16 protein-coding genes are annotated in these 19,794 nt (G+C 59.8%); 6 read left to right on the top strand and 10 right to left on the bottom strand.

The annotated features are described in order from the left end of the window. Window positions 1-9 precede the first annotated feature (9 nt). The 5 genes from pcaF to pcaR all read right to left on the bottom strand — a co-directional run bounded on the left by pcaF (window position 10) and on the right by pcaR (window position 5,509). Window positions 10-1,215: a 3-oxoadipyl-CoA thiolase gene (pcaF, locus tag JTY93_RS06180; RefSeq protein ID WP_169999326.1), complete on the bottom strand. Its 1,206-nt coding sequence runs from the start codon at window positions 1,213-1,215 to the stop codon at window positions 10-12. Then, window positions 1,212-1,991, bottom strand: coding sequence for a CoA-transferase subunit beta (locus JTY93_RS06175; protein ID WP_205476231.1), 780 nt, complete (start codon window positions 1,989-1,991; stop codon window positions 1,212-1,214). The genes pcaF and JTY93_RS06175 overlap by 4 nt, the downstream gene beginning before the upstream one ends. Next, window positions 1,988-2,848 carry a CoA transferase subunit A gene (locus JTY93_RS06170; RefSeq protein WP_205476232.1) on the bottom strand — a complete coding sequence of 287 codons (861 nt, stop codon included), beginning with the start codon at window positions 2,846-2,848 and terminating at the stop codon, window positions 1,988-1,990. Before JTY93_RS06170 ends, JTY93_RS06175 begins: the two co-directional genes overlap by 4 nt. 296 nt (window positions 2,849-3,144) lie before the next feature. Next, complete coding sequence (pcaK, locus tag JTY93_RS06165) at window positions 3,145-4,491, bottom strand: 4-hydroxybenzoate transporter PcaK (protein WP_205476233.1); 1,347 nt, start codon at window positions 4,489-4,491, stop codon at window positions 3,145-3,147. A gap of 175 nt (window positions 4,492-4,666) precedes the next feature. Then, window positions 4,667-5,509, bottom strand: a complete 843-nt coding sequence (gene pcaR, locus JTY93_RS06160; protein ID WP_205476234.1) for an IclR family transcriptional regulator — start codon at window positions 5,507-5,509, stop codon at window positions 4,667-4,669. A gap of 539 nt (window positions 5,510-6,048) precedes the next feature. On the opposite strand from pcaR, the gene JTY93_RS06155 reads away from it, so the two are divergent. Continuing rightward, a complete protein-coding gene (locus JTY93_RS06155; RefSeq protein WP_029297082.1) occupies window positions 6,049-6,249 on the top strand; it encodes a hypothetical protein in 201 nt (66 codons plus the stop codon). Window positions 6,250-6,580: 331 nt separating this feature from the next. Beyond that, window positions 6,581-8,056 carry an inorganic phosphate transporter gene (locus JTY93_RS06150; protein WP_029297084.1) on the top strand — a complete coding sequence of 492 codons (1,476 nt, stop codon included), beginning with the start codon at window positions 6,581-6,583 and terminating at the stop codon, window positions 8,054-8,056. Between the two features lie 236 nt (window positions 8,057-8,292). On the opposite strand, the gene ccoM is transcribed toward JTY93_RS06150, so the two are convergent. From ccoM to JTY93_RS06135, 3 genes are all read right to left on the bottom strand, one after another. Then, entirely contained in the window at window positions 8,293-8,409 is a 117-nt protein-coding gene (gene ccoM, locus JTY93_RS29550; RefSeq protein WP_029297086.1) for a cytochrome c oxidase subunit CcoM, read from the bottom strand. Window positions 8,410-8,553: 144 nt separating this feature from the next. Continuing rightward, window positions 8,554-8,745: a hypothetical protein gene (locus JTY93_RS06140; protein ID WP_205476269.1), complete on the bottom strand. Its 192-nt coding sequence runs from the start codon at window positions 8,743-8,745 to the stop codon at window positions 8,554-8,556. Between the two features lie 25 nt (window positions 8,746-8,770). Further along, window positions 8,771-9,112, bottom strand: coding sequence for an aspartate-semialdehyde dehydrogenase (locus JTY93_RS06135; protein WP_169999319.1), 342 nt, complete (start codon window positions 9,110-9,112; stop codon window positions 8,771-8,773). Window positions 9,113-9,330: 218 nt separating this feature from the next. Between JTY93_RS06135 and rapA the strand changes: the two genes are divergently transcribed. Continuing rightward, window positions 9,331-12,177: an RNA polymerase-associated protein RapA gene (rapA, locus tag JTY93_RS06130; protein ID WP_169999320.1), complete on the top strand. Its 2,847-nt coding sequence runs from the start codon at window positions 9,331-9,333 to the stop codon at window positions 12,175-12,177. Window positions 12,178-12,345: 168 nt separating this feature from the next. Here rapA and JTY93_RS06125 read toward each other — a convergent pair whose 3' ends face one another. After that, window positions 12,346-13,692, bottom strand: coding sequence for a spinster family MFS transporter (locus JTY93_RS06125; protein WP_169904951.1), 1,347 nt, complete (start codon window positions 13,690-13,692; stop codon window positions 12,346-12,348). 246 nt (window positions 13,693-13,938) lie between these two features. Between JTY93_RS06125 and JTY93_RS06120 the strand changes: the two genes are divergently transcribed. The 3 genes from JTY93_RS06120 (at window position 13,939) to JTY93_RS06110 (ending at window position 19,065) form a co-directional block, all read left to right on the top strand. Further along, a complete protein-coding gene (locus tag JTY93_RS06120) occupies window positions 13,939-14,307 on the top strand; it encodes a YkgJ family cysteine cluster protein (protein WP_169999322.1) in 369 nt (122 codons plus the stop codon). A gap of 142 nt (window positions 14,308-14,449) precedes the next feature. Next, window positions 14,450-16,675 (top strand): putative bifunctional diguanylate cyclase/phosphodiesterase, encoded by a 2,226-nt coding sequence (locus JTY93_RS06115; RefSeq protein WP_205476235.1) that lies wholly within the window; start codon window positions 14,450-14,452, stop codon window positions 16,673-16,675. 209 nt (window positions 16,676-16,884) lie between these two features. Beyond that, a complete protein-coding gene (locus tag JTY93_RS06110; protein WP_029297104.1) occupies window positions 16,885-19,065 on the top strand; it encodes a hypothetical protein in 2,181 nt (726 codons plus the stop codon). Window positions 19,066-19,370: 305 nt separating this feature from the next. Here the strand turns inward: JTY93_RS06110 and JTY93_RS06105 are convergent, their stop codons facing one another. Then, window positions 19,371-19,676 (bottom strand): DUF2288 domain-containing protein, encoded by a 306-nt coding sequence (locus JTY93_RS06105; RefSeq protein WP_169996966.1) that lies wholly within the window; start codon window positions 19,674-19,676, stop codon window positions 19,371-19,373. Window positions 19,677-19,794 lie beyond the last annotated feature (118 nt).

Below are 19,794 nucleotides of genomic sequence, written 5' to 3'. Positions count from 1 at the left end.
TTGTCAGTCTCAAACGCGTTCGATCGCCAGGGCCAGGCCTTGGCCGACGCCAACACACATGGTCGCCAGGCCTTTGCTGCCGCCGGTTTTTTCCAGTTGATGCAGCGCGGTCAACACCAGGCGCGCACCGCTCATGCCCAGCGGATGGCCCAAGGCAATCGCGCCACCGTTGGGATTGACCTGCGGCGCATCGTCCGCCAGGCCCAATTCACGCAGCACCGCCAAGCCTTGGCTGGCGAAGGCTTCGTTGAGTTCGATCACATCAAAGTCGCTGACAGCCAGGCCCAGGCGCTCGACCAGCTTGCGCACCGCAGGCACCGGGCCGATGCCCATCACACGGGGTTCGACCCCGGCGCTGGCCATGCCCAACACCCGGGCGCGGGCGGTCAGGCCGTGCTTTTTCACGGCTTCGGCACTGGCCAGAATCAAGGCCGCAGCGCCGTCGTTGACCCCGGAGGCGTTGCCGGCGGTGACAGTCTTGTCCGGGCCATTGACTGGTTTGAGCTTGGCCAGGGCTTCGAGGCTGGTGTCGGCGCGTGGATGCTCGTCGTGCTCCACCAGAATCTCGCCTTTTTTATGGGCGACCCGCACCGGCACGATTTCTTGCGCGAAGAATCCGGCGGCCTGGGCAGCGGCAGTGCGTTGCTGGCTGCGCAAGGCGAAGGCGTCCTGGTCGGCACGGGAAACGTTGTACTCATCGGCCACATTGTCAGCCGTCTGCGGCATGGCATCGACGCCGTACTGGGCCTTCATCAACGGGTTGATAAAACGCCAGCCAATGGTGGTGTCTTCCAGCTTCATGTTGCGCGAGAACGCGGCGTCGGCCTTGCCCATCACGAAGGGCGCACGGGACATCGACTCGACGCCACCGGCAATGGCCAGTTCCATTTCGCCACTGGCGATGGCGCGGAACGCGGTGCCGATGGCGTCCATGCCCGAAGCGCACAGGCGGTTGAGCGTGACGCCAGGGATGCTCGGCGCCAGGCCGGCCAGCAGCGCAGCCATGCGCGCCACGTTGCGGTTGTCTTCGCCGGCCTGGTTGGCGCAGCCGAGGAACACTTCGTCGACTGCGGTCCAGTCCACCGATGGGTTGCGCGCCATCAGGGCCTTGATCGGCAGGGCCGCCAGGTCATCGGCGCGCACCGTGGACAAGCCACCGCCGAAGCGGCCGATGGGGGTGCGGATGGCATCACAGATAAACACGTCGCGCATCAGGCTTCTCCTGGGGTTTGGCCATGGGCGGCGGCGGTACGGGCTTCAAGGTCGCGCAAGGCGTTCAGTTCGATTTCGGTAGGTTCGGCGCTGGTGCTGACCTGGTCGGCAAAACGGATCGCCCAGCCGGTGGCGGCAATCACTTGCTCGCGGGTCACACCGGGATGCAAGGCGGTGACCACAAATTCGTGGGTGCCCTTCTCCGGTTCCATGATGCACAGGTCGGTAATAATCCCTACCGGGCCTGCGCCTGGCAGGCCGAGGCGCTTGCGCGAATCGCCGCCTTCGCCATGACCGACCGAGGTAATGAAGTCCAGCTTGTCGACAAACGAACGGGACGACTGTTTGAGGATGATCAGCACGCTCTTGGCGGAACCGGCGATTTCCGGCGCGCCACCGGCGCCCGGCAGGCGCACCTTGGGCTGATGATAGTCACCGACCACGGTGGTGTTGATATTGCCGAAACGGTCGACCTGGGCCGCGCCTAGAAAGCCGACGTCAATGCGCCCGCCTTGCAGCCAGTAGCGAAAAATCTCACCGGTGGGCACCACAGTGTCGGCGGTTTCCGCCAGTTCGCCGTCGCCAATGGATAGCGGCAGTACCGAGGGTTTGGCGCCAATCGGGCCGGACTCGTAGATCAACACCACATCCGGCGAAGACGTCAGGCGGGCCAGGTTGGCGGCCTTGGACGGCAGGCCGATACCGACGAAGCAGACCGAGCCGTTCTTAAGCCGACGCGCGGCGGCGACGGTCATCATTTCATTGGTCGAGTAAGTCATTGCTTGGCCTCCTGGGCAGCAGCCAGCTTGGCCTGGAATTGACTGAAGTCGGCGGTGCCATGGATGTATTCATCGATCCAGGCGGTAAACGTCCCACGATCCCGAGCGATCGGGTCCCAGGCTTGATAGAAGCGATTGTCGCGTTCGGTGTAACCGTGGGCGTAGGACGGATGCGCGCCGCCCGGCACATGGCACACTGCGGTCAGCGCCCAGGTCGGCAGCACGCAGGCGTTCATCGGCGCGTTGAGGTCATCGACGATTTCTTCGACGGTGACGATGCAACGCTTGGCCGCCAGCGCGGCCTCTTTCTGCACCCCAAGAATCCCCCACAACAGCACGTTGCCCTTGCGGTCGGCCTTTTGCGCATGGATCACGGTGATGTCCGGGCGCACCGACGGCACCGCCGCCAGCACTTCGCCCGTGAAGGGGCAGGTCACGGTCTTGATCAACGGATTGACCTTGGGCAGGTCGGAACCGGCATAGGCCCGCAGCACCGCGAACGGCAGGCCGGAAGCGCCGGCCACGTAGGCGTTGGCCAGGTCCGCATGGCTGTGTTCTTCGATCTCCAACGGTTGCGGCCATTGCTTCTCGACCGCGTCCCGCAGGCGATGCAGGGAGCCCACGCCAGGGTTGCCGCCCCAGGAGAAAATCAACTTGCGCGCACAGCCGGCCCCGATCAGTTGGTCGTAGATCAGGTCGGGCGTCATGCGTACCAGCGTCAGGTCTTTCTTGCCCTGACGAATGATTTCATGACCTGCCGCTGTAGGGATCAGGTGGGTAAAGCCTTCGAGCGCGACGGTATCGCCGTCATTGACGAACTGCTTTACCGCATCAGCCAGCGAAAGGATTTCAGCCATGGGGTTGGGCTCCCGATGTAGGTCGAAAAAGGCGCTGGAGACAGCGCCGAAGTGCTTGAAGAGTAAGCTGGGGTCAGAGGCCAAACAATCCGATAATCGACTAAGTGTTCGATAATCGAACGAATTGTTGCCTAGCTAACATTCCTCCAAACACCCCTGGATTCAATGTAAACACCGTACATGTGGGAGCGGGCTTGCTCGCGAAGGCGGTGTGTCAGTCAACACATTTTGTCCTGAGCCGCCGCCTTCGCGAGCAAGCCCGCTCCCACATTTTTGAAGCGTGCCGGCTTTAAATCTCAGGTGGCATCCGCATGGCTGACCAGGCCTTTGATCAGCACCGCGGTGGTGGCCAACGCGGCCGGAATTACCAACGCCGTCAGCACCTGCTCGAAGTTCCAACCCAACCCCAACAACGTGGCGCCCATCCACGCGCCGAGGATCGCGCCAAAACGGCCAATCCCCAGCATCCACGAGACCCCAGTGGCGCGGCCCTGGGTCGGGTAAAACCGCGCAGCCAGCGAAGGCATGGCCGATTGCGCACCGTTGACACACATCCCGGCGATCAACACCAGGGTGGCCAGGAGGGTGATATTGCCCAGGCTCTGGCCCACGGCGTAGGCAAACACCCCCGCCAACAGGTAGAAAGTGCCGATGACCTTGTGCGGATTGAACCGGTCCATGGCCCAGCCCACGCCCACGGCGCTGAGTACGCCACCAAACTGGAACAACGCGCCAATGAACGCCGCCTGTTCCATGCTGGCACCGCTGTCTCGCATCAGGGTCGGCAACCAACTGGTCAGCAGGTACACAATCACCAGGCCCATGAAGTACGTGAGCCACAGCAACAGGGTGCCGGCGCTGTAGGTGCCAGAGAAGATCACCGCGAATACATTGCGCGCCTTGACAGTTTTCTGTTCCGGGACACTGAAGCTGGCGGCCTGGGCGACGGTGACCGGGTCGATGGGCGCCAGGGCCTTGCGCACTTTGTCGGTGCCGCGATTGCGCACCACCAGGTAGCGCGCCGATTCCGGCAGCCACAGCAGCAGCACACCCACCAGGATCAATGGCAGGATGCCGCCGATCAGCAGCAGGCTATGCCAGCCGAACATCGGGATCAGCTTGGCCGAGATAAACCCGCCACCGGCCATGCCCAGGTTGAAACCACAGAACATGCTGGTCACCAGCAACGACTTGTGGCGCTCCGGGGTGTATTCAGACAGCAATGTCGTCGCGTTCGGCATACCTGCGCCCAGGCCCAGGCCGGTCAGGAACCGCAACACCAGTAGCTGATCAACGTCGGTGCTGTAGGCCGAGGCCAGGCTGAAGGCGCCGAACACCAGCACGGCGCCCACCAGCACCACCTTGCGCCCGAACCGGTCGGCCAAGGGCCCGGAGCCCAAGGCGCCAAACACCATGCCAATCAACGCCGCACTCATCACCGGGCCGAGGCTGGCACGGTCGATCCCCCAATCCTGGGACAGCGCCGGCGCAATAAAGCCCATGGCCGCAGTATCCAGGCCATCGAGAAAGACAATCAGGAAACACAGGATCACCACCCGCCATTGATAGCGGGACAAAGGTTGCGCATTGATAAAGGACTGCACGTCCAGACATGTACCAACAGAAGGCGAAGGCTGATTCATTATTTTTATTTCCACACCGATGGCGGGCGGACGACGGCGAGTCGTCAATATTATTGGAGCGAAACCAGACCTGTGGCGGCACGCCATCGCGGTCAATCACGCTGCCGCGACATTAATAAGCCAAGGGAAACACCGTCAATTCATCAAACCGGGATCTGTGCGGTCACCGAACAGCTTAAGCAAACAACTGGGCACTCAGCTCCTGGCTGGCGCTAAGCATGCTCGGCAGGAAGCGTTGCTCCAGCTCGCTACGGCTGACCCGGCCGGCGTGAGTGCTGACATTGAGCGCGGCCAACACCTGGCCAGACGCGTCATACACCGGCACGGCAATGGAGCGCAGGCCCTGCTCCAGTTCCTGATCAACGATGCACCAGCCCTGTTGCCGCACTTGTTGCAGGCATTCAAGCAAGTCTTGGGGCGTGGTCAGGGTGCGGCTGGTCTTGACTTGCAGATCGGCGTGATCGAGGTAGTCCTGCAGCGACGCATCATCCAGGGCGGCCAGCAGGATCCGGCCCATAGAGGTGCAATAGGCCGGCAACCGGCCACCGACCGACAGATCCACCGAGATCAGGCGCTGGGTCGTGGCGGAGCGGGCGATGTAGAGGATGTCGTCGCCTTCCAGGGTCGCCATGTTGCAGGCTTCGTGAAGCTGCTCGCTCATGCGGTCCAAGTAGGGCTGGGCAGAAACCGCCAGGGGCGTGGAAGACAGGTAGGCATGCCCCAGGGTCAGGACCTTGGGTAGCAGGGAATAGGTGCGCCCGTCGGTGGTGGCGTAGCCGAGCTTGATCAAGGTATGCAGGCAACGCCTGACGGCAGCGCGGGGGATTTCTGTGCGATGGCTGATCTGCGCGATGGTCAGGTGGCGCTTGCGCTCCTGGAACGCCTGCACCACGGCCAGCCCGCGTGCCAGGGAGGTCATGAAATCCGGGTCGCCGGTAAACGCCTGGATGCGCTTGGCCGGTGACGCGACGATCGGCGGCGCCACTGAGGCAAAGGAGTTGCGCAATTGATCGTTCATTTCAGGTCCTTTCTCTTGTTTTCAACCGCCATTACAAGCCGCCGGGCAGCGGATGTACAAGGCAGGGGCGCCAACATTGGGCGATTATCGGACGATCATTCGATAATCGCAATTTGCTGACTGAATGGATCAGGCGCAGCGCGCGTTGATTTAATTAGTGCCAATTTTACTTTCAACTGTCACATACCGATTATTAGGCAAGTGGCGCCAAGTGCTCGACACTATTGAACTGCCCTCTTATCTGGCCAAGTTGACGCTTTTTAACTTGTTGACGATAGTCTTATTCAAATGCGCCGCTATAATGCGCTCTGTAACAATCTGGAGTTGGCTGGACGCGCGATCGTCGATCCCGCTGAACCCAGCCATTGCCGTATCCAGGCCTTGGTCGCAAGTACCCAGTCCTGAAAAAGAAAACTGTTGCTACGACAGCTGTACTTCCCCGGTGCCGTGGCCGCGTGCAATACAGAAGTGGTCGATCGTAAGCCTCTTCCTGATATCGCGCTTCACCGGAATTAAACTCAACTCAATTAGGTAACAATGTGACGAAAGACGAACTGCGCGCAGAACTTGAGCGCCAGGAGCAACGTTACAAGGATGTTTACGGCGGGGAAGTCACCACCTACGCCGCCCAACCGGAGCCGGAGCGCAAACCATGGCGCAAACGAGCCAGTCTGCTCGACCAGGCGTTTGCCCAGGAAATCCAAAAGATCGAAAAGGATCTCAAGGCCGAAGAGCCATAAGCTCTGCTGGACTGAGCCTTCCTGGCAAGTCATTGCCCTGCCAGCACCTCCTGGCAGGGGCGCCTTGGGTATGCCCTCCAATCGTCATTTTCGGCGTCATTACGAAATTTCATACAGCCGTTTCAGCCCCCTCGCCCTAATTGTCGCACCCCGCACCGCGCCCTCTATTCTTTACAAATCAATGAGTTGCCAAACAACCGAAATATCTGGTAGCCACACCCCTCCTCCCAACTAATTCGTTGAAGAATGTTACCGGTGAGCAGCTAGTGCATCGATTACTGAGGTTTTCTGGCATAATCGCGCCCCCTTACGACCGGGTCATAAAACCTTCATGATCGATTTATTCAGCGGACTGGATGCCTGGGTTCTTGTGAGCCTGTTGCTCGCCCTCGCCTTTGTCCTCGCCTTCGAGTTCATCAATGGCTTTCATGACACCGCTAACGCGGTGGCCACAGTCATCTATACCAAAGCGATGCCGCCGCACCTGGCCGTATTCTTTTCCGGGGTGTTCAACTTCCTCGGCGTGTTGCTCGGCGGGGTAGGCGTTGCCTATGCCATCGTGCACTTGCTGCCGGTGGAGTTGCTGATCAATGTGAACACCGGACATGGCCTGGCCATGGTGTTCTCATTGTTGGCCGCCGCCATCACGTGGAACCTCGGCACCTGGTATTTCGGGATTCCGGCATCCAGCTCCCACACCCTGATCGGTTCGATCCTCGGTGTCGGCCTGGCCAATGCCCTGATCAACGATATTCCACTGGCGGATGGGGTCAACTGGCAGAAGGCCATTGATATCGGCGCCTCGCTGGTGTTCTCGCCCATGGCCGGCTTCCTGGTCGCTGCTCTGGTGTTGATTGGTCTTAAATGGTGGCGTCCGCTGTCCAAGATGCACAAGACACCGGACCAGCGCCGCAAGCTCGACGACAAGAAACACCCGCCGTTCTGGAACCGCCTGGTACTGGTGATTTCCGCGATGGCCGTGAGTTTCGTGCATGGTTCCAACGACGGTCAGAAAGGTATCGGCCTGATCATGCTGGTGCTGATTGGTATCGTGCCCGCGCAGTTCGTACTTGATCTGGGCAGCACCACTTACCAGATCGAGCGAACCCGCGACGCCACCCTGCACCTCAACCAGTTCTACCAGCGCAACCACGAAACCCTCGGCGAATTCCTTGCCTTGGGCAAAAGTGTCAGAGACGACCTGCCAGGCAAGTTCCGTTGCAACCCGCAACAGACCGAGCCGACCATCAACGCCCTCCTCGGCACATTGAAGGGTGTCTCTGACTACCACTCCTTGACCTCCGACCAGCGCATTGAAGTCCGTCGCTACCTGTTGTGCCTGGACGACACCGCAAAGAAAGTCGGCAAGCTGCCTGGCCTTGATTCCCGCGAGAAGTCGGACCTGGAAAAACTGCGCAAAGACCTGACTGCCACCACTGAATACGCCCCGTTCTGGGTGATCCTCGCCGTGGCCCTGGCCCTTGGCCTGGGCACCATGGTGGGCTGGAAGCGTGTGGTACTGACCATCGGTGAGAAGATCGGCAAGCAGGGCATGACCTATGCCCAGGGCATGTCGGCACAAATCACTACCGCCACCATGATTGGCTTTGCCAATATCTTCGCCCTGCCGGTGTCCACCACCCACGTGCTGTCTTCGGGCGTGGCCGGGACCATGGTCGCGAACAAGAGCGGCCTGCAAGGCGGCACCGTGAAGACCATCCTGATGGCCTGGGTGCTGACCCTTCCGGCCACGGTGAGCCTGTCGGCCGGGCTGTTCTGGTTGGCTTCCAAGGCGCTGGGCAGTTAACCGCCCGCGCAACTGAAAAAGGCGTGACCTGCGAGGGTCACGCCTTTTTTTGTCCTTGGAGCCGGCTTGCCGGCGAAAAACTTGAGAACAACACGGGGTACCAGGCCCACCGCGTTATCGTTGACGATTTTCGCTGGCAAGCCGGCGCCTACAAGAATTGCTTCAAAATCCGGGCAAAAAAAAGGGCGACCGAAGTCGCCCAAAATGCCTTGCGTGCTCATGTAACCCGGAAAAACCTATGGTTTTTTACGCTTATTCGCGTCTTTCCAGATAAAAAAACCAAACCCTACAAAAAACAGCACCATGAGGCCGACAGTCAGCACCCCGGCGAAAACCACATTATCGAAAAACATGACCGGCCTCCTGCTCTTGCCCTGTTGCGATGGGGGCTAAGTTAACCAAGAAGCCGGGGGGATAAATTGACGGGGATCAATGTCGCCCGCAACGGGGCGTAAAGAAGGGAAATAACTGACCTGAATCAACAGATTCAGGGCATTTCAGCGCTTTTTCGCTTTGTTTTTCGACTTTTTCTTCGTCTTGCCCAACGGCATGGCCTGCTCGAACGCCTGGCGCACGTCATTCAGGCGCTTGTCGTTGAGGTCGTGCACCCGTTTGGCCCGTTCGGCATTCAGGTCGATCAGCTTGTCGTCACTCATGGCATGGCTTACGTGGTGGCTGGAGTGACTCAATAATGCGTCCTGGCCCGCCCGGGGGTCAAACCTCGACATCCACCCACAACCCCTGGCGGGGCGCGTCCTCAATCAGCGGCGCGACCGGCACGGTGTTATCGGCGTTGAGTTCATCACCGGGAATGGCCAGGTGCTGCTCGGGATCTTCGTCGGCCTCGCGCCGGCGTTTCTGCTGTTCCTGCTGGCGTCGTTGCTCCTCGCGCAGCATCAGGGTCGATTGCTCGGCGTCGCGGTTTTTCAGGTCGATGGTGCTTTCGTTGGAGCTCGCCTGCGCAGGTACCACCGGCGGGATATCGGGCTTTGGGCGCACGGGGTCGAGTTGTGATGTGACCGGCACAACACTCAAGGGCAAGATCGGTGGCAGCATAATTATTAGTCTCCTGTCAGCAGGCTGTCGGCTGGCGTACCAGCGACTTGAGCCCAGGGTCGCCAACTTGTGACCCAGTCGTCAGTCACCCGTGCCCTGCCACCCGTCGAATCGACCTCTTTCATCCCTGCAAGCGGAGTAGTTTTTGTCAGAGTCCTTTGGCTGGGGACCTTGTTCCGTTAGAATAGTCGGCTTTTTCACGGCGGGAGTCAGGCAGCATGGCGCAGCAGTATCAACCGGGGCAACGCTGGATTAGTGACAGCGAAGCAGAGCTGGGGTTAGGCACCGTTCTGGCACAGGACGGCCGCTTGTTGACCGTGCTCTATCCGGCCACTGGCGACACTCGCCAGTATGCGCTACGGAATGCGCCCCTCACTCGCGTGAGGTTTTCGCCGGGTGACACCATCACCCACTTCGAAGGCTGGAAAATGACCGTGCGCGAGGTCGACGATGTCGATGGCCTGCTGGTCTACCACGGCCTCAATGGGCAGAACGAGCAGGTCACCCTGCCGGAAACCCAACTGTCGAACTTCATCCAGTTCCGCCTCGCCAGCGACCGTCTGTTCGCCGGGCAGATCGACCCGCTGGCCTGGTTCTCCCTGCGCTACCACACCCTGGAACACACCAGCCGCCAATTGCAGTCCTCGCTCTGGGGCCTGGGTGGCGTACGTGCGCAGCCGATTGCACACCAATTGCACATTGCCCGTGAAGTGGCCGACCGTATCGCGCCACGGGTGCTGCTGGCCGACGAAGTAGGCCTGGGCAAGACCATCGAAGCCGGCCTGGTGATCCATCGCCAGTTGCTGTCCGGCCGCGCCAATCGCGTGCTGATCCTGGTCCCGGAAAACCTCCAGCACCAATGGCTGGTAGAAATGCGCCGACGCTTCAACCTGCAGGTGGCGCTGTTTGACGAAGAACGGTTTATCGAAAGCGATGCCAGCAACCCGTTCGAAGACACCCAGCTCGCGCTGGTGGCCCTGGAATGGCTGGTGGATGACGAGAAGGCCCAGGACGCGCTGTTCGCCGCCGGCTGGGACTTGATGGTGGTCGACGAAGCGCACCACCTGGTATGGCACGAAGAGAAAGCCAGCGCCGAATACCAACTGGTGGAGCAACTGGCTGAGACCATTCCCGGCGTGCTGCTGCTGACCGCGACCCCGGAACAACTGGGCCAGGACAGTCACTTCGCCCGTCTGCGCCTGCTGGACCCGAACCGTTTCCACGACGTCAAAGCCTTCCGCGCCGAGAGCGAGAACTATCGCCCGGTGGCCGAAGCCGTCCAGGAACTGATGGACAAAGGCCGCCTTTCACCGGCTGCGCACAAGACTATCCAGGGGTTCCTCGGCAACGAAGGTGAAGCCCTGCTGGCCGCCGTCAACGATGGCGACACCGAAGCCAGCGCGCGCCTGGTGCGTGAGCTGCTGGACCGCCACGGCACCGGCCGCGTGCTGTTCCGTAACACCCGCGCCGCGGTGCAAGGCTTCCCCGAGCGCAAGCTGCACGCCTACCCGCTGCCGTGCCCGGACGAGTATCTGGAACTGCCGCTGGGCGAGCATGCCGAGCTGTATCCGGAAGTCAGCTTCCAGTCGCAGCCGGATATCGAAGAAGAAAACCGCTGGTGGCGCTTCGACCCGCGTGTCGAGTGGCTGATCGACCAGTTGAAGATGCTCAAACGCACCAAGGTCCTGGTGATCTGCGCCCATGCCGAAACCGCCATGGACCTGGAAGACGCCCTGCGCGTGCGTTCCGGCATCCCGGCCACGGTGTTCCACGAGGGCATGAACATCCTCGAACGGGACCGTGCCGCCGCCTACTTCGCTGATGAAGAGTTCGGCGCCCAAGTGCTGATCTGTTCGGAAATCGGTAGTGAAGGCCGCAACTTCCAGTTCGCCCACCATCTGGTGCTGTTCGATCTGCCGTCGCACCCGGACTTGCTGGAGCAACGCATCGGGCGTCTGGATCGGATCGGCCAGAAGCATGTGATCGAATTACACGTGCCGTACCTGGAAACCAGTCCGCAAGAACGGCTGTTCCAGTGGTACCACGAAGCCTTGAACGCCTTCCTTAATACCTGCCCGACCGGCAACGCCTTGCAGCACCAGTTCGGCCCGCGCCTGCTGCCGCTGCTGGAAAATGCCGACGACGTTGAATGGCAAGGCCTGATCGACGAAGCCCGGACTGAGCGCGAGCGTCTGGAAGCCGAGCTGCACACCGGCCGCGACCGTTTGCTGGAGCTCAACTCCGGCGGCGCTGGCGAAGGTGATGCACTGGTCGAAGATATCCTGGAGCAAGACGATCAGTTCACCCTGCCGATCTACATGGAAACCCTGTTCGACGCATTTGGCATCGACAGCGAAGACCATTCGGAAAACGCGCTGATCCTCAAGCCCAGCGAAAAAATGCTCGACGCCAGCTTCCCCCTCGGCGACGACGAAGGCGTAACCATTACCTACGACCGCAACCAGGCGCTGTCTCGCGAAGACATGCAGTTCATTACCTGGGAGCACCCAATGGTCCAGGGCGGTATGGATCTGGTGCTGTCCGGTTCCATGGGCAACACCGCCGTGGCGCTGATCAAGAACAAGGCGCTCAAGCCGGGCACCGTGTTGCTGGAGCTGCTCTACGTCAGTGAGGTAGTGGCGCCGCGTTCGCTGCAACTGGGTCGCTACCTGCCGCCGGCAGCCCTGCGTTGCCTGTTGGATGCCAATGGCAATGACTTGTCCGGCCGTGTGTCGTTCACCACCTTGAACGACCAGTTGGAAAGCGTGCCACGGGCCAGCGCCAACAAGTTCGTGCAGGCTCAGCGTGATCAGCTGACGCCACGGATCAACGCCGGCGAAGAGAAAATCGCCCCGCGCCACGCCGAGCGTGTGGCCGAGGCGCAACGTCGCCTGGCGGCAGACACCGACGAAGAACTGGCACGCCTGACCGCCCTGCAAGCCGTCAATCCAACCGTACGCGACAGCGAACTGGTTGCCCTGCGCCAACAACGCGAGCAAGGCCTGGCCATGCTCGACAAGGCGGCGTTGCGGTTGGAAGCTATTCGGGTGTTGGTAGCGGGTTGATCCGCACCCTGCCCTGTCAAACAAGAAGGCCCGCGCAATGCGGGCCTTTTTTATGGGGTCTTGAGGACCTCATCGCAGGCAAGCCAGCTCCCACAGTTGACCGGTGTTCCAGTTGGCAACTCGGTCAACTGTGGGAGCTGGCTTGCCTGCGATAGCATCACCTCGGTCTCAAGCAGGAACCGCCGGACCAGGCACCGCCACCACTCCCAACCCATCCTTCATCCGCTTGGCATCGCGCACAAAACACCGCGAAGCCTGGAACAGAAACAGCATGGTCAGGAACAACGCCACCGGGATCAGGTACATGGCGTCATGCAGCCCCACGGCCTTGAACGCTTCGGTCATTTGTTCGGCACCCGCCGCATACATCGCCGCATGGGCAAAGTGATCAGACAATGCGCCCACCACCACTGGCCCCATACCACCACCCAGCAGATACAGGCCGGCAAAGAACAGTGCCATGGCCGTAGCGCGTAGGCGTGGCTCCACCACGTCCTGGATTGCCGTGTACACACAGGTGTAGAAGTTATAGGCGAACAGCCAACCCACACTGAACACCGCGACAAACACCCCAATTTCGATGCGCCCCGCATGCAGGGCCCAGGCCGTGCAGACCGTGGAGATAATCAGGCTGAAGGCGGCAAACAGCAGGCGGCCGTTGGGGATACGTTGGTGAATCTTGTCGGCCACCAGGCCGCCCAAGGTCAGGCCAAACAAGCCCGTCACGCCGACGATCACCCCGGTTGCCACCGCAGCTTCTTGCAGCGGCATCAGGAAGTAGCGTTGCAGCATCGGCACCAGGAACGAGTTGCAGGCATAGGTGGCAAAGTTGAAGCACAGCCCGGCCAGCACCAACCAGAGGAAGGTCGGTACCGCCAGCACGCGACGAATCGGCCGATCAACTTTCTCTTGAGAGACTTGCACGGTTTCGGCGGCGCCGCGCTTGGGCTCCTTGATGTAGAACATGAACACCGCGAGGATCAGCCCCGGGACCGCCGCAATAAAGAACGGTGCACGCCAGCTGTCGAACGCCTGGACCATCGCGCCGATGGTGAAGAACGCCAGCAACAGCCCCAAGGGCAGGCCCAGCATGAAAATCCCCATGGCTCGAGCGCGGCGGTGGGCCGGGAATAGGTCGCCGATCAGCGAGTTGGCAGCCGGTGCATAACTGGCCTCACCAATACCGATGCCCATGCGTACCAGCAGAAAGGTCCAGAAGCTACCAACCATACCGTTGACCGCCGTCAGCGCGCTCCAACTCGCCAGGCCCCAGCCCATCAGTTTGCTGCGCGAGCCAGTATCGGCCAGGCGCCCCAGAGGCAAGCCGGCAATGGCATAGACGATGGTGAACGCGGTGCCGATGATGCCGAGTTGGAAGTCACTGAGGTGCCATTCCATGCGGATCGGCTCGATGATGATCGCCGGGATCGTGCGATCAAAGAAGTTGAACAGGTTGGCCAGGAACAGCAGGAACAGAATGCGCCAGGCATTCGCCGCTTGGGTCGAGTTCTGCATGGGTCCGTCTCTTTATTGTTATAGAGGCTCGATGCCGACGCATCCTGCCCGGAACCTGCAATCTAGTCAGCCAAGGCGCGGTTGTCTGTAATGATTCGTAAAGCTGATAGGGCGTAATTTCATCCAGGGCAGCCCGATTTTCCCCGGTAAAAAAATAAGCACGCGCCCCCCTTCCCAAGCGCCTTGGCAGGAATAGAATAGCGAGCCTTCCGCAGTTCCCCCCTTACCTCTTATTGATGACGTGCCATGTCCGATGCCAGTCCGTGTCTGAATTGCGGTGCCTGCTGTTCACACTTTCGCGTGTCTTTCTTTTGGGGCGAATGCGCTTCATCAGGCGGCACCGTGCCCGATGAACTGGTGGTACAGATCAACCCCAGCCGAGTGGCGATGATCGGCACCGACCAAAAGCCGGCGCGCTGCGTCAGCCTGGAAGGCGAAGTGGGCTGCGGTACACGCTGCTCGATCTACGAGCAGCGCTCCAGCGTATGCCGGGAGTTCGAGGCGTCATGGAGCCAGGGCGAAGTGAACGTCGATTGCGACGCCGCTCGTGCCGCGTTCGGCCTGGCGCCGCTTGAGCAACCGCCTTACGAGTACGAGTTGCCGATCAGCGCTTAGAACCACTGGCTATGAGCGGGATGCAAAAATCGAAAAAAATCAAAATGCCATCACCGCTTGCGATTTCGTTGAGCCTTCTATACTTGACTCCATAGGTCATCGCCGCGCGCCGTGACAAGAGATGACTCTAACGGGACATGCTATGGAATGGCTGGGTCTGCATTTTTTTACCCCCCTTCCCGAGAACGGGCATTTATTACTCGATTGCACCCATAACCCCTTCCTGGTGCTGCTGGCGTATCTGGTTGCCTGCGCTGCGGGCTTCGGCACCCTGGACATGGCTGAACGTGTCGGCCACGTTGACAACCCGACGGCAAAACGCCGCTGGCGCTGGATCGGCGCCGCATGCCTGGCCGGCGGGATCTGGTCGACTCACTTCATCAGCATGCTGGCGTTCCAGGCGCCCATCGCCATCCATTACGAACTATTCATGACCTTTGCTTCATTGCTGATCGCAATGGTCGCCTCGTTGTTCGCCATGCAAACCCTCAGTCATACGCAACTGCGTTTTCATCAGTATCTGATCGCGTCCATCTGGATGGGCCTGGGCATCACCCTGATGCATTACGTGGGCATGTCCGCCATGCGCTCCGAGGCCCAGATGTATTTTTCCAGCGCGCTGTTCGGGTTGTCGGTAGCCATCGCCATCGGCGCCAGCCTGGCGGCCTTGCTGTTATCCAATTACCTGCGCAATGGCAGCGGGATGTTCCACCAACTGCTCAAATACGGCGCCAGCCTGGTACTCGGCGCCGGCATTATCAGCATGCACTTCACCGGTATGGCCGCCATGCAATTGCTGCTGCCCACAGGGGCTGTACCGTCGCTCCCAATCGACAATAACCCGACGCAACTGGGGCTGTCGGTGGCCGTCATCACGTTGCTGGTGATCGGCAGCAGCATCAGCGCAGCCCTGGCCGACAAGAAACTGCAGCACAAGGAACGCGACCTGCGTCGGGTCAATACCTTGCTGACCGAGCTGGACCAGGCGCGCGCATCCCTGCAGCAAGTCGCCCACTATGACGCCTTGACCGGCCTGCTCAATCGCCGGGGCTTCAACCAGATCTTCGCCGAAAAGCTCGCACAGAAATCCCTGGCGGGGAGCATGCTGGCGTTGATTTTCCTCGACATCGACCACTTCAAGCGGATCAACGACAGCCTGGGCCATGACGCCGGCGATGAGCTGCTGACGGTCCTGGCCGGGCATATCAAGAGTTCGGTACGCAGCCACAATGATGTGGTGGCGCGGTTCGGCGGCGATGAGTTCTGCATCCTGATCAATATTCATCATCGCGACGAAGCGCGGCACATGGCCCAGCGCATCATGCAAAAAATGAAAGAGCCCATCGAGCTGGCTGGCCGGCGCATGGTGATGACTACAAGCATCGGTATCAGCGTATTTCCCGAGGACGGGACCACCAGCGAGGAACTGCTGAAAACCGCCGACCTAGCGCTGTATCAGTCCAAGGATGGCGGGCGCAACAGCCTGAACTTCTTCAGCTCCAACCTGAAAACCCGCGCCTCGCTTGAACTTCAGCTGGAAGAGGAACTGCGTAACGCGCTACGCAACCAAAAAGAACTGGTCCTGCACTACCAACCGATCCTCGACCTGCGCAAAGGCAAGGTCACACGGCTCGAAGCCCTGGTGCGCTGGCAACATCCCGTCCATGGGTTGCTGGCGCCCGACCGGTTTATCGGTATTGCCGAAAACAACGGGCTGATCGCCGAACTGGACAACTGGGTACTACGCCAGGCCTGTGCCGACCTGAGCTGGCTGACGGAACAGGGTCACCCAGACCTGAGCATGGCCGTCAACTGCTCGGCCCTGAACCTCGCCCGTGACGAACTGGCGGACGAGATCGAATATGCCCTGCGCAGCAGCGGTATCGCCGCCAGCCGCCTGGAACTGGAAGTGACCGAAAATGCCTTGATGGGCAACATCAGCAGCACCCTGATCCTGCTGCGGCAAATCCGCGCGCTGGGCGTTTCGTTGTCCATCGATGACTTCGGCACCGGTTACTCCTCCCTTTCCTATCTCAAGCGCCTACCCCTCAATACCTTGAAAATCGATCGGTCCTTTATCCAGGACATTCCCAAATCCACCACCGATATGGAGATTGTCCAGGCGATCATCGGCATGGCCCACACCCTGCACCTGCAGGTCATCACCGAAGGGGTGGAAACCCCGCAGCAACTGGAGCTTCTGATCAAGCATGGCTGCGATTATGTGCAGGGTTACCTGCTCAGTGCAGCGGTGCCAGCCAGTGAAGTCAGTGCGTTGATCAACACGCTTGATCAGCACAACCCGCTCACACCGTTAAGCCAGGCAGGCGGCAAGGACACCTCTTCGGTGGTACGTCCAATCCGTTGAGGCGCAAAAACCTTGGCATATCGCCATCATTTTGATTAAAGAACGCCGACGAACGGCCGATTCATGAGAGTCCGGCGTCGCTTTTCCCTAGAAAAAATAGGGTTAAGACAGGTCGCCGAGGCCTAAAACGCACTGTAAAAGTCGCGAACTCTCACTCGGTGATGGCTCTTTGATGCTTTCCAGCCATCCGTCCAGGCACATGGCGCACAATGACTTCTAAAAATAATCCTGTTACTGCGGTATCCGACGTGTTGCTGACAGCTCCTGCGGAAAAACCCTCAGGTTCAAAGTCATTGAACAGTCAACGTGCGCTGGGCACCCAGCAATACCTGTACTTCACCGAAACCAACACCGACCGCATCCTCGACAACCTCGACGGCCTGCGCGACATGGTGTTCCCACGCCCGCCGCACCTTGAGGGCGACAGCGAGTTACGCAGCGAGCAGGAATTTCCCTCGGTCTGCCTGATCGGCTTGGGGCGCTGCGGTTCCAACATTGCCCTGGATGTCGCGGAGCTGGTCTACAACGCGCGCAAGTTCTACTTGAACGAGTTCAGCACCGAAGATAAATCCTACGTTGAAAAGGGCTACAGCCCAGCCCAATGGATCCGTAACAACCTGCGCCTGGGGGCCAGCAAGGCCAGCAAGCCGGTGTTTCTGGTAGAACCGTTGGTGATGCTCGGCGACCTGGACAAAGACATTGCCGGGCGCATCCGTTTTTCCCGCAAGGGCGAAAAAAGCGGATTTTTACGCGACTACAGCAAGATGAAAATCATGGACCTGTCGGAAGTGCACGCCGGTGGCGCCGGTAACGCACCGATCCTCGGCCAGTACCTGGCCAAGATCATCCTCAACAAAGACACCCAGCGTTTTTCCAGCCCCGACTGGAAGATGATCCATTCGTACCTGATCGATTCCTGCGGGATCAAGGCCAACCAGTCGCGCCTCTACTTCTCGATCTTCAGCGCCGGCGGCGGCACCGGCTCGGGCATGGCCTCGGAATTTGGCCTGGCCCAGCAGCACTCGTACATGAACAAAACCTTCGATACCAAGCCCGCCGACGAGCACGACAGCAAGAGCGGCCACGCCTTTGTGTTCGAGCCGATCTTCACCAGCGGCATCTGCGTGCTACCGAACATCTCCGATCACCGCAGCGAAATGTCCGAGGCACTGCACATCAACGCCGGGCGTCTGCTGTGCAAGTACCTGTCGGAGGAATGGGACTTCTCGTACAACTTCGACAATGAAGACAGCAGCGAGGCCAGCGTCAAAGGGCGCATTCGCCCGTGGAACGCCATGATGCTGATCTCCAACGACATCATGCGTTACGCCGAAGAAAGCGACGATGGCAACATCCAGAACATTGACGTCAATGCCATGGAAAAACACGCCAACCAGTACATCTCACAGCAGATCTTCAACATTCTGACGGCCCAGGCGGTGACAACCGACTACGACCAGAACTATTTCCGCCGGGCCGGCATTGATATCGGTGAAACCATTCGCCTGGACGCCAACGACCTGTTCATGAGCCTGGCCGGGCCGGTGGCGATTGCCTATGCCGAGTCTGTGGTCCCGGAAACCCCGGCGCCGTCGAATGACAAGTTCAAGGTGTTCGAAAAAGAACCGCAGCGATTGAACATCGATGACCTGTTCTTCCGCTCCATCGACCTGCCCCACTTCAACAAGGTCACCCAGGCCATCGAAGGCATCAGCCTGCTGCCGATCGAGTCCAAGCGCTATCGGGCGTCGCTGGAGCAGTACAAGAATTCCGGCTATGACGCGGCGGCCCTGCACGACCTGCACTTCTTCAAGAACTGCTCGTCGGTGGTGTCCATTGTCTCCCTGCCCAAGGACTACAAACTGTCCTATATGGACCTGAACCGGCTCAAGACTCACCTCAACAGCCTGTTCCCCAACACGACCCTCAAGCGTTACGCCCTGGTGATCGGCGCCTCGGCCAACCTGTCGCTGACCACCCTGATCGCCAAGAGCCCGTGCCTGTCGGATGATTTCCTGACGTTGATCGTGGCCTTTATCAAACGCTGCTTTGCCCGCAACCCGTACCGCTTCGACGAGACGCTGGACAACTCGATCCTGGACTTCATCATCCATGAAGACTTCGACGAGGACCGTATTGACGAGTTGCTCAACGAATTCGAAAACCCGGCGAAAATCCTCGATACCAACTGGTACGCGATCAAGCCGATGTATGAGAAGAAGTATCGCGAGCTGATCAATGACAAGGAGAAGTTTGTCTCAATCAACGATATTCGTCTGTCGCGGGACTGCGTGAAGAAAGCGATCAAGTACCTGCGTGAGATTTATCGTCACCGGATTGGCAAGACCAAGGTGATCTCGCTGAATAACCATACGGGCAAGACCGCCTAGACCGAGGCGCGCCCTTCGCGAGCAAGCCCGCTCCCACCTTCGGCCGCGTTCCACCCTTGGAATGCGGCCGAAGGTGGGAGCGGGCTTGCTCGCGAAGGCGGTCTGCCAGGCGACAAATATCCATAACCTTGCCACACCAAGAAACAATTCCCCGAGCCATTCGCGGCCCGCAAAACTGTTCCCATGACGTTTACGTCACCCTCCCTTGTGACCTTTCTTCACGGCCAGTTGCCATCACGGGTAAAGCGGTTACTCCGCTACACACTTCTAACCGGGAAAAACGCGCACCATTTAAGTGCTCGAATTTAATTCGATGCCCTTTCCTGGATCAGAATCCACGGCGAAACCACCACCGCCCACAGGCTCGGATCACGCTCCACCAGGTCCAATGCCCGCGTCGCAGACACTTCGCCAAGGCTCCCCGAGGCTAGCCAGGCGGCCACTTTGTCCCGGCTATCCTCGGCCATGCCCTCGGCGGCTTCGATCAAATCCAGGCCTGCGTCGACCCACAATAGGGCACCCTTGGCGAAGAACGGCTCAAGCTCCTTCCAGGAAATTTCCGCGGTTTCGCCGAGCAGCTTGGCATAGAGGGTGCTAGGTTCTTGCGTCATGGGAACTCACCTGAGGGAAAAATCGGCGCAATCATACCGTCGAGACTTCCGCAGAAAAACCCAGTTGCAATTGAGGCACCGATTGAAAGTGTCAGGAACGCCAAGGATTGCCCGAGAC

It is taken from the genome of Pseudomonas hygromyciniae, assembly GCF_016925675.1.
Classification (GTDB): domain Bacteria; phylum Pseudomonadota; class Gammaproteobacteria; order Pseudomonadales; family Pseudomonadaceae; genus Aquipseudomonas; species Aquipseudomonas hygromyciniae.
Note: the sequence above shows the minus strand (reverse complement) of the source record. Positions and strands in the feature narration are given on the sequence as shown.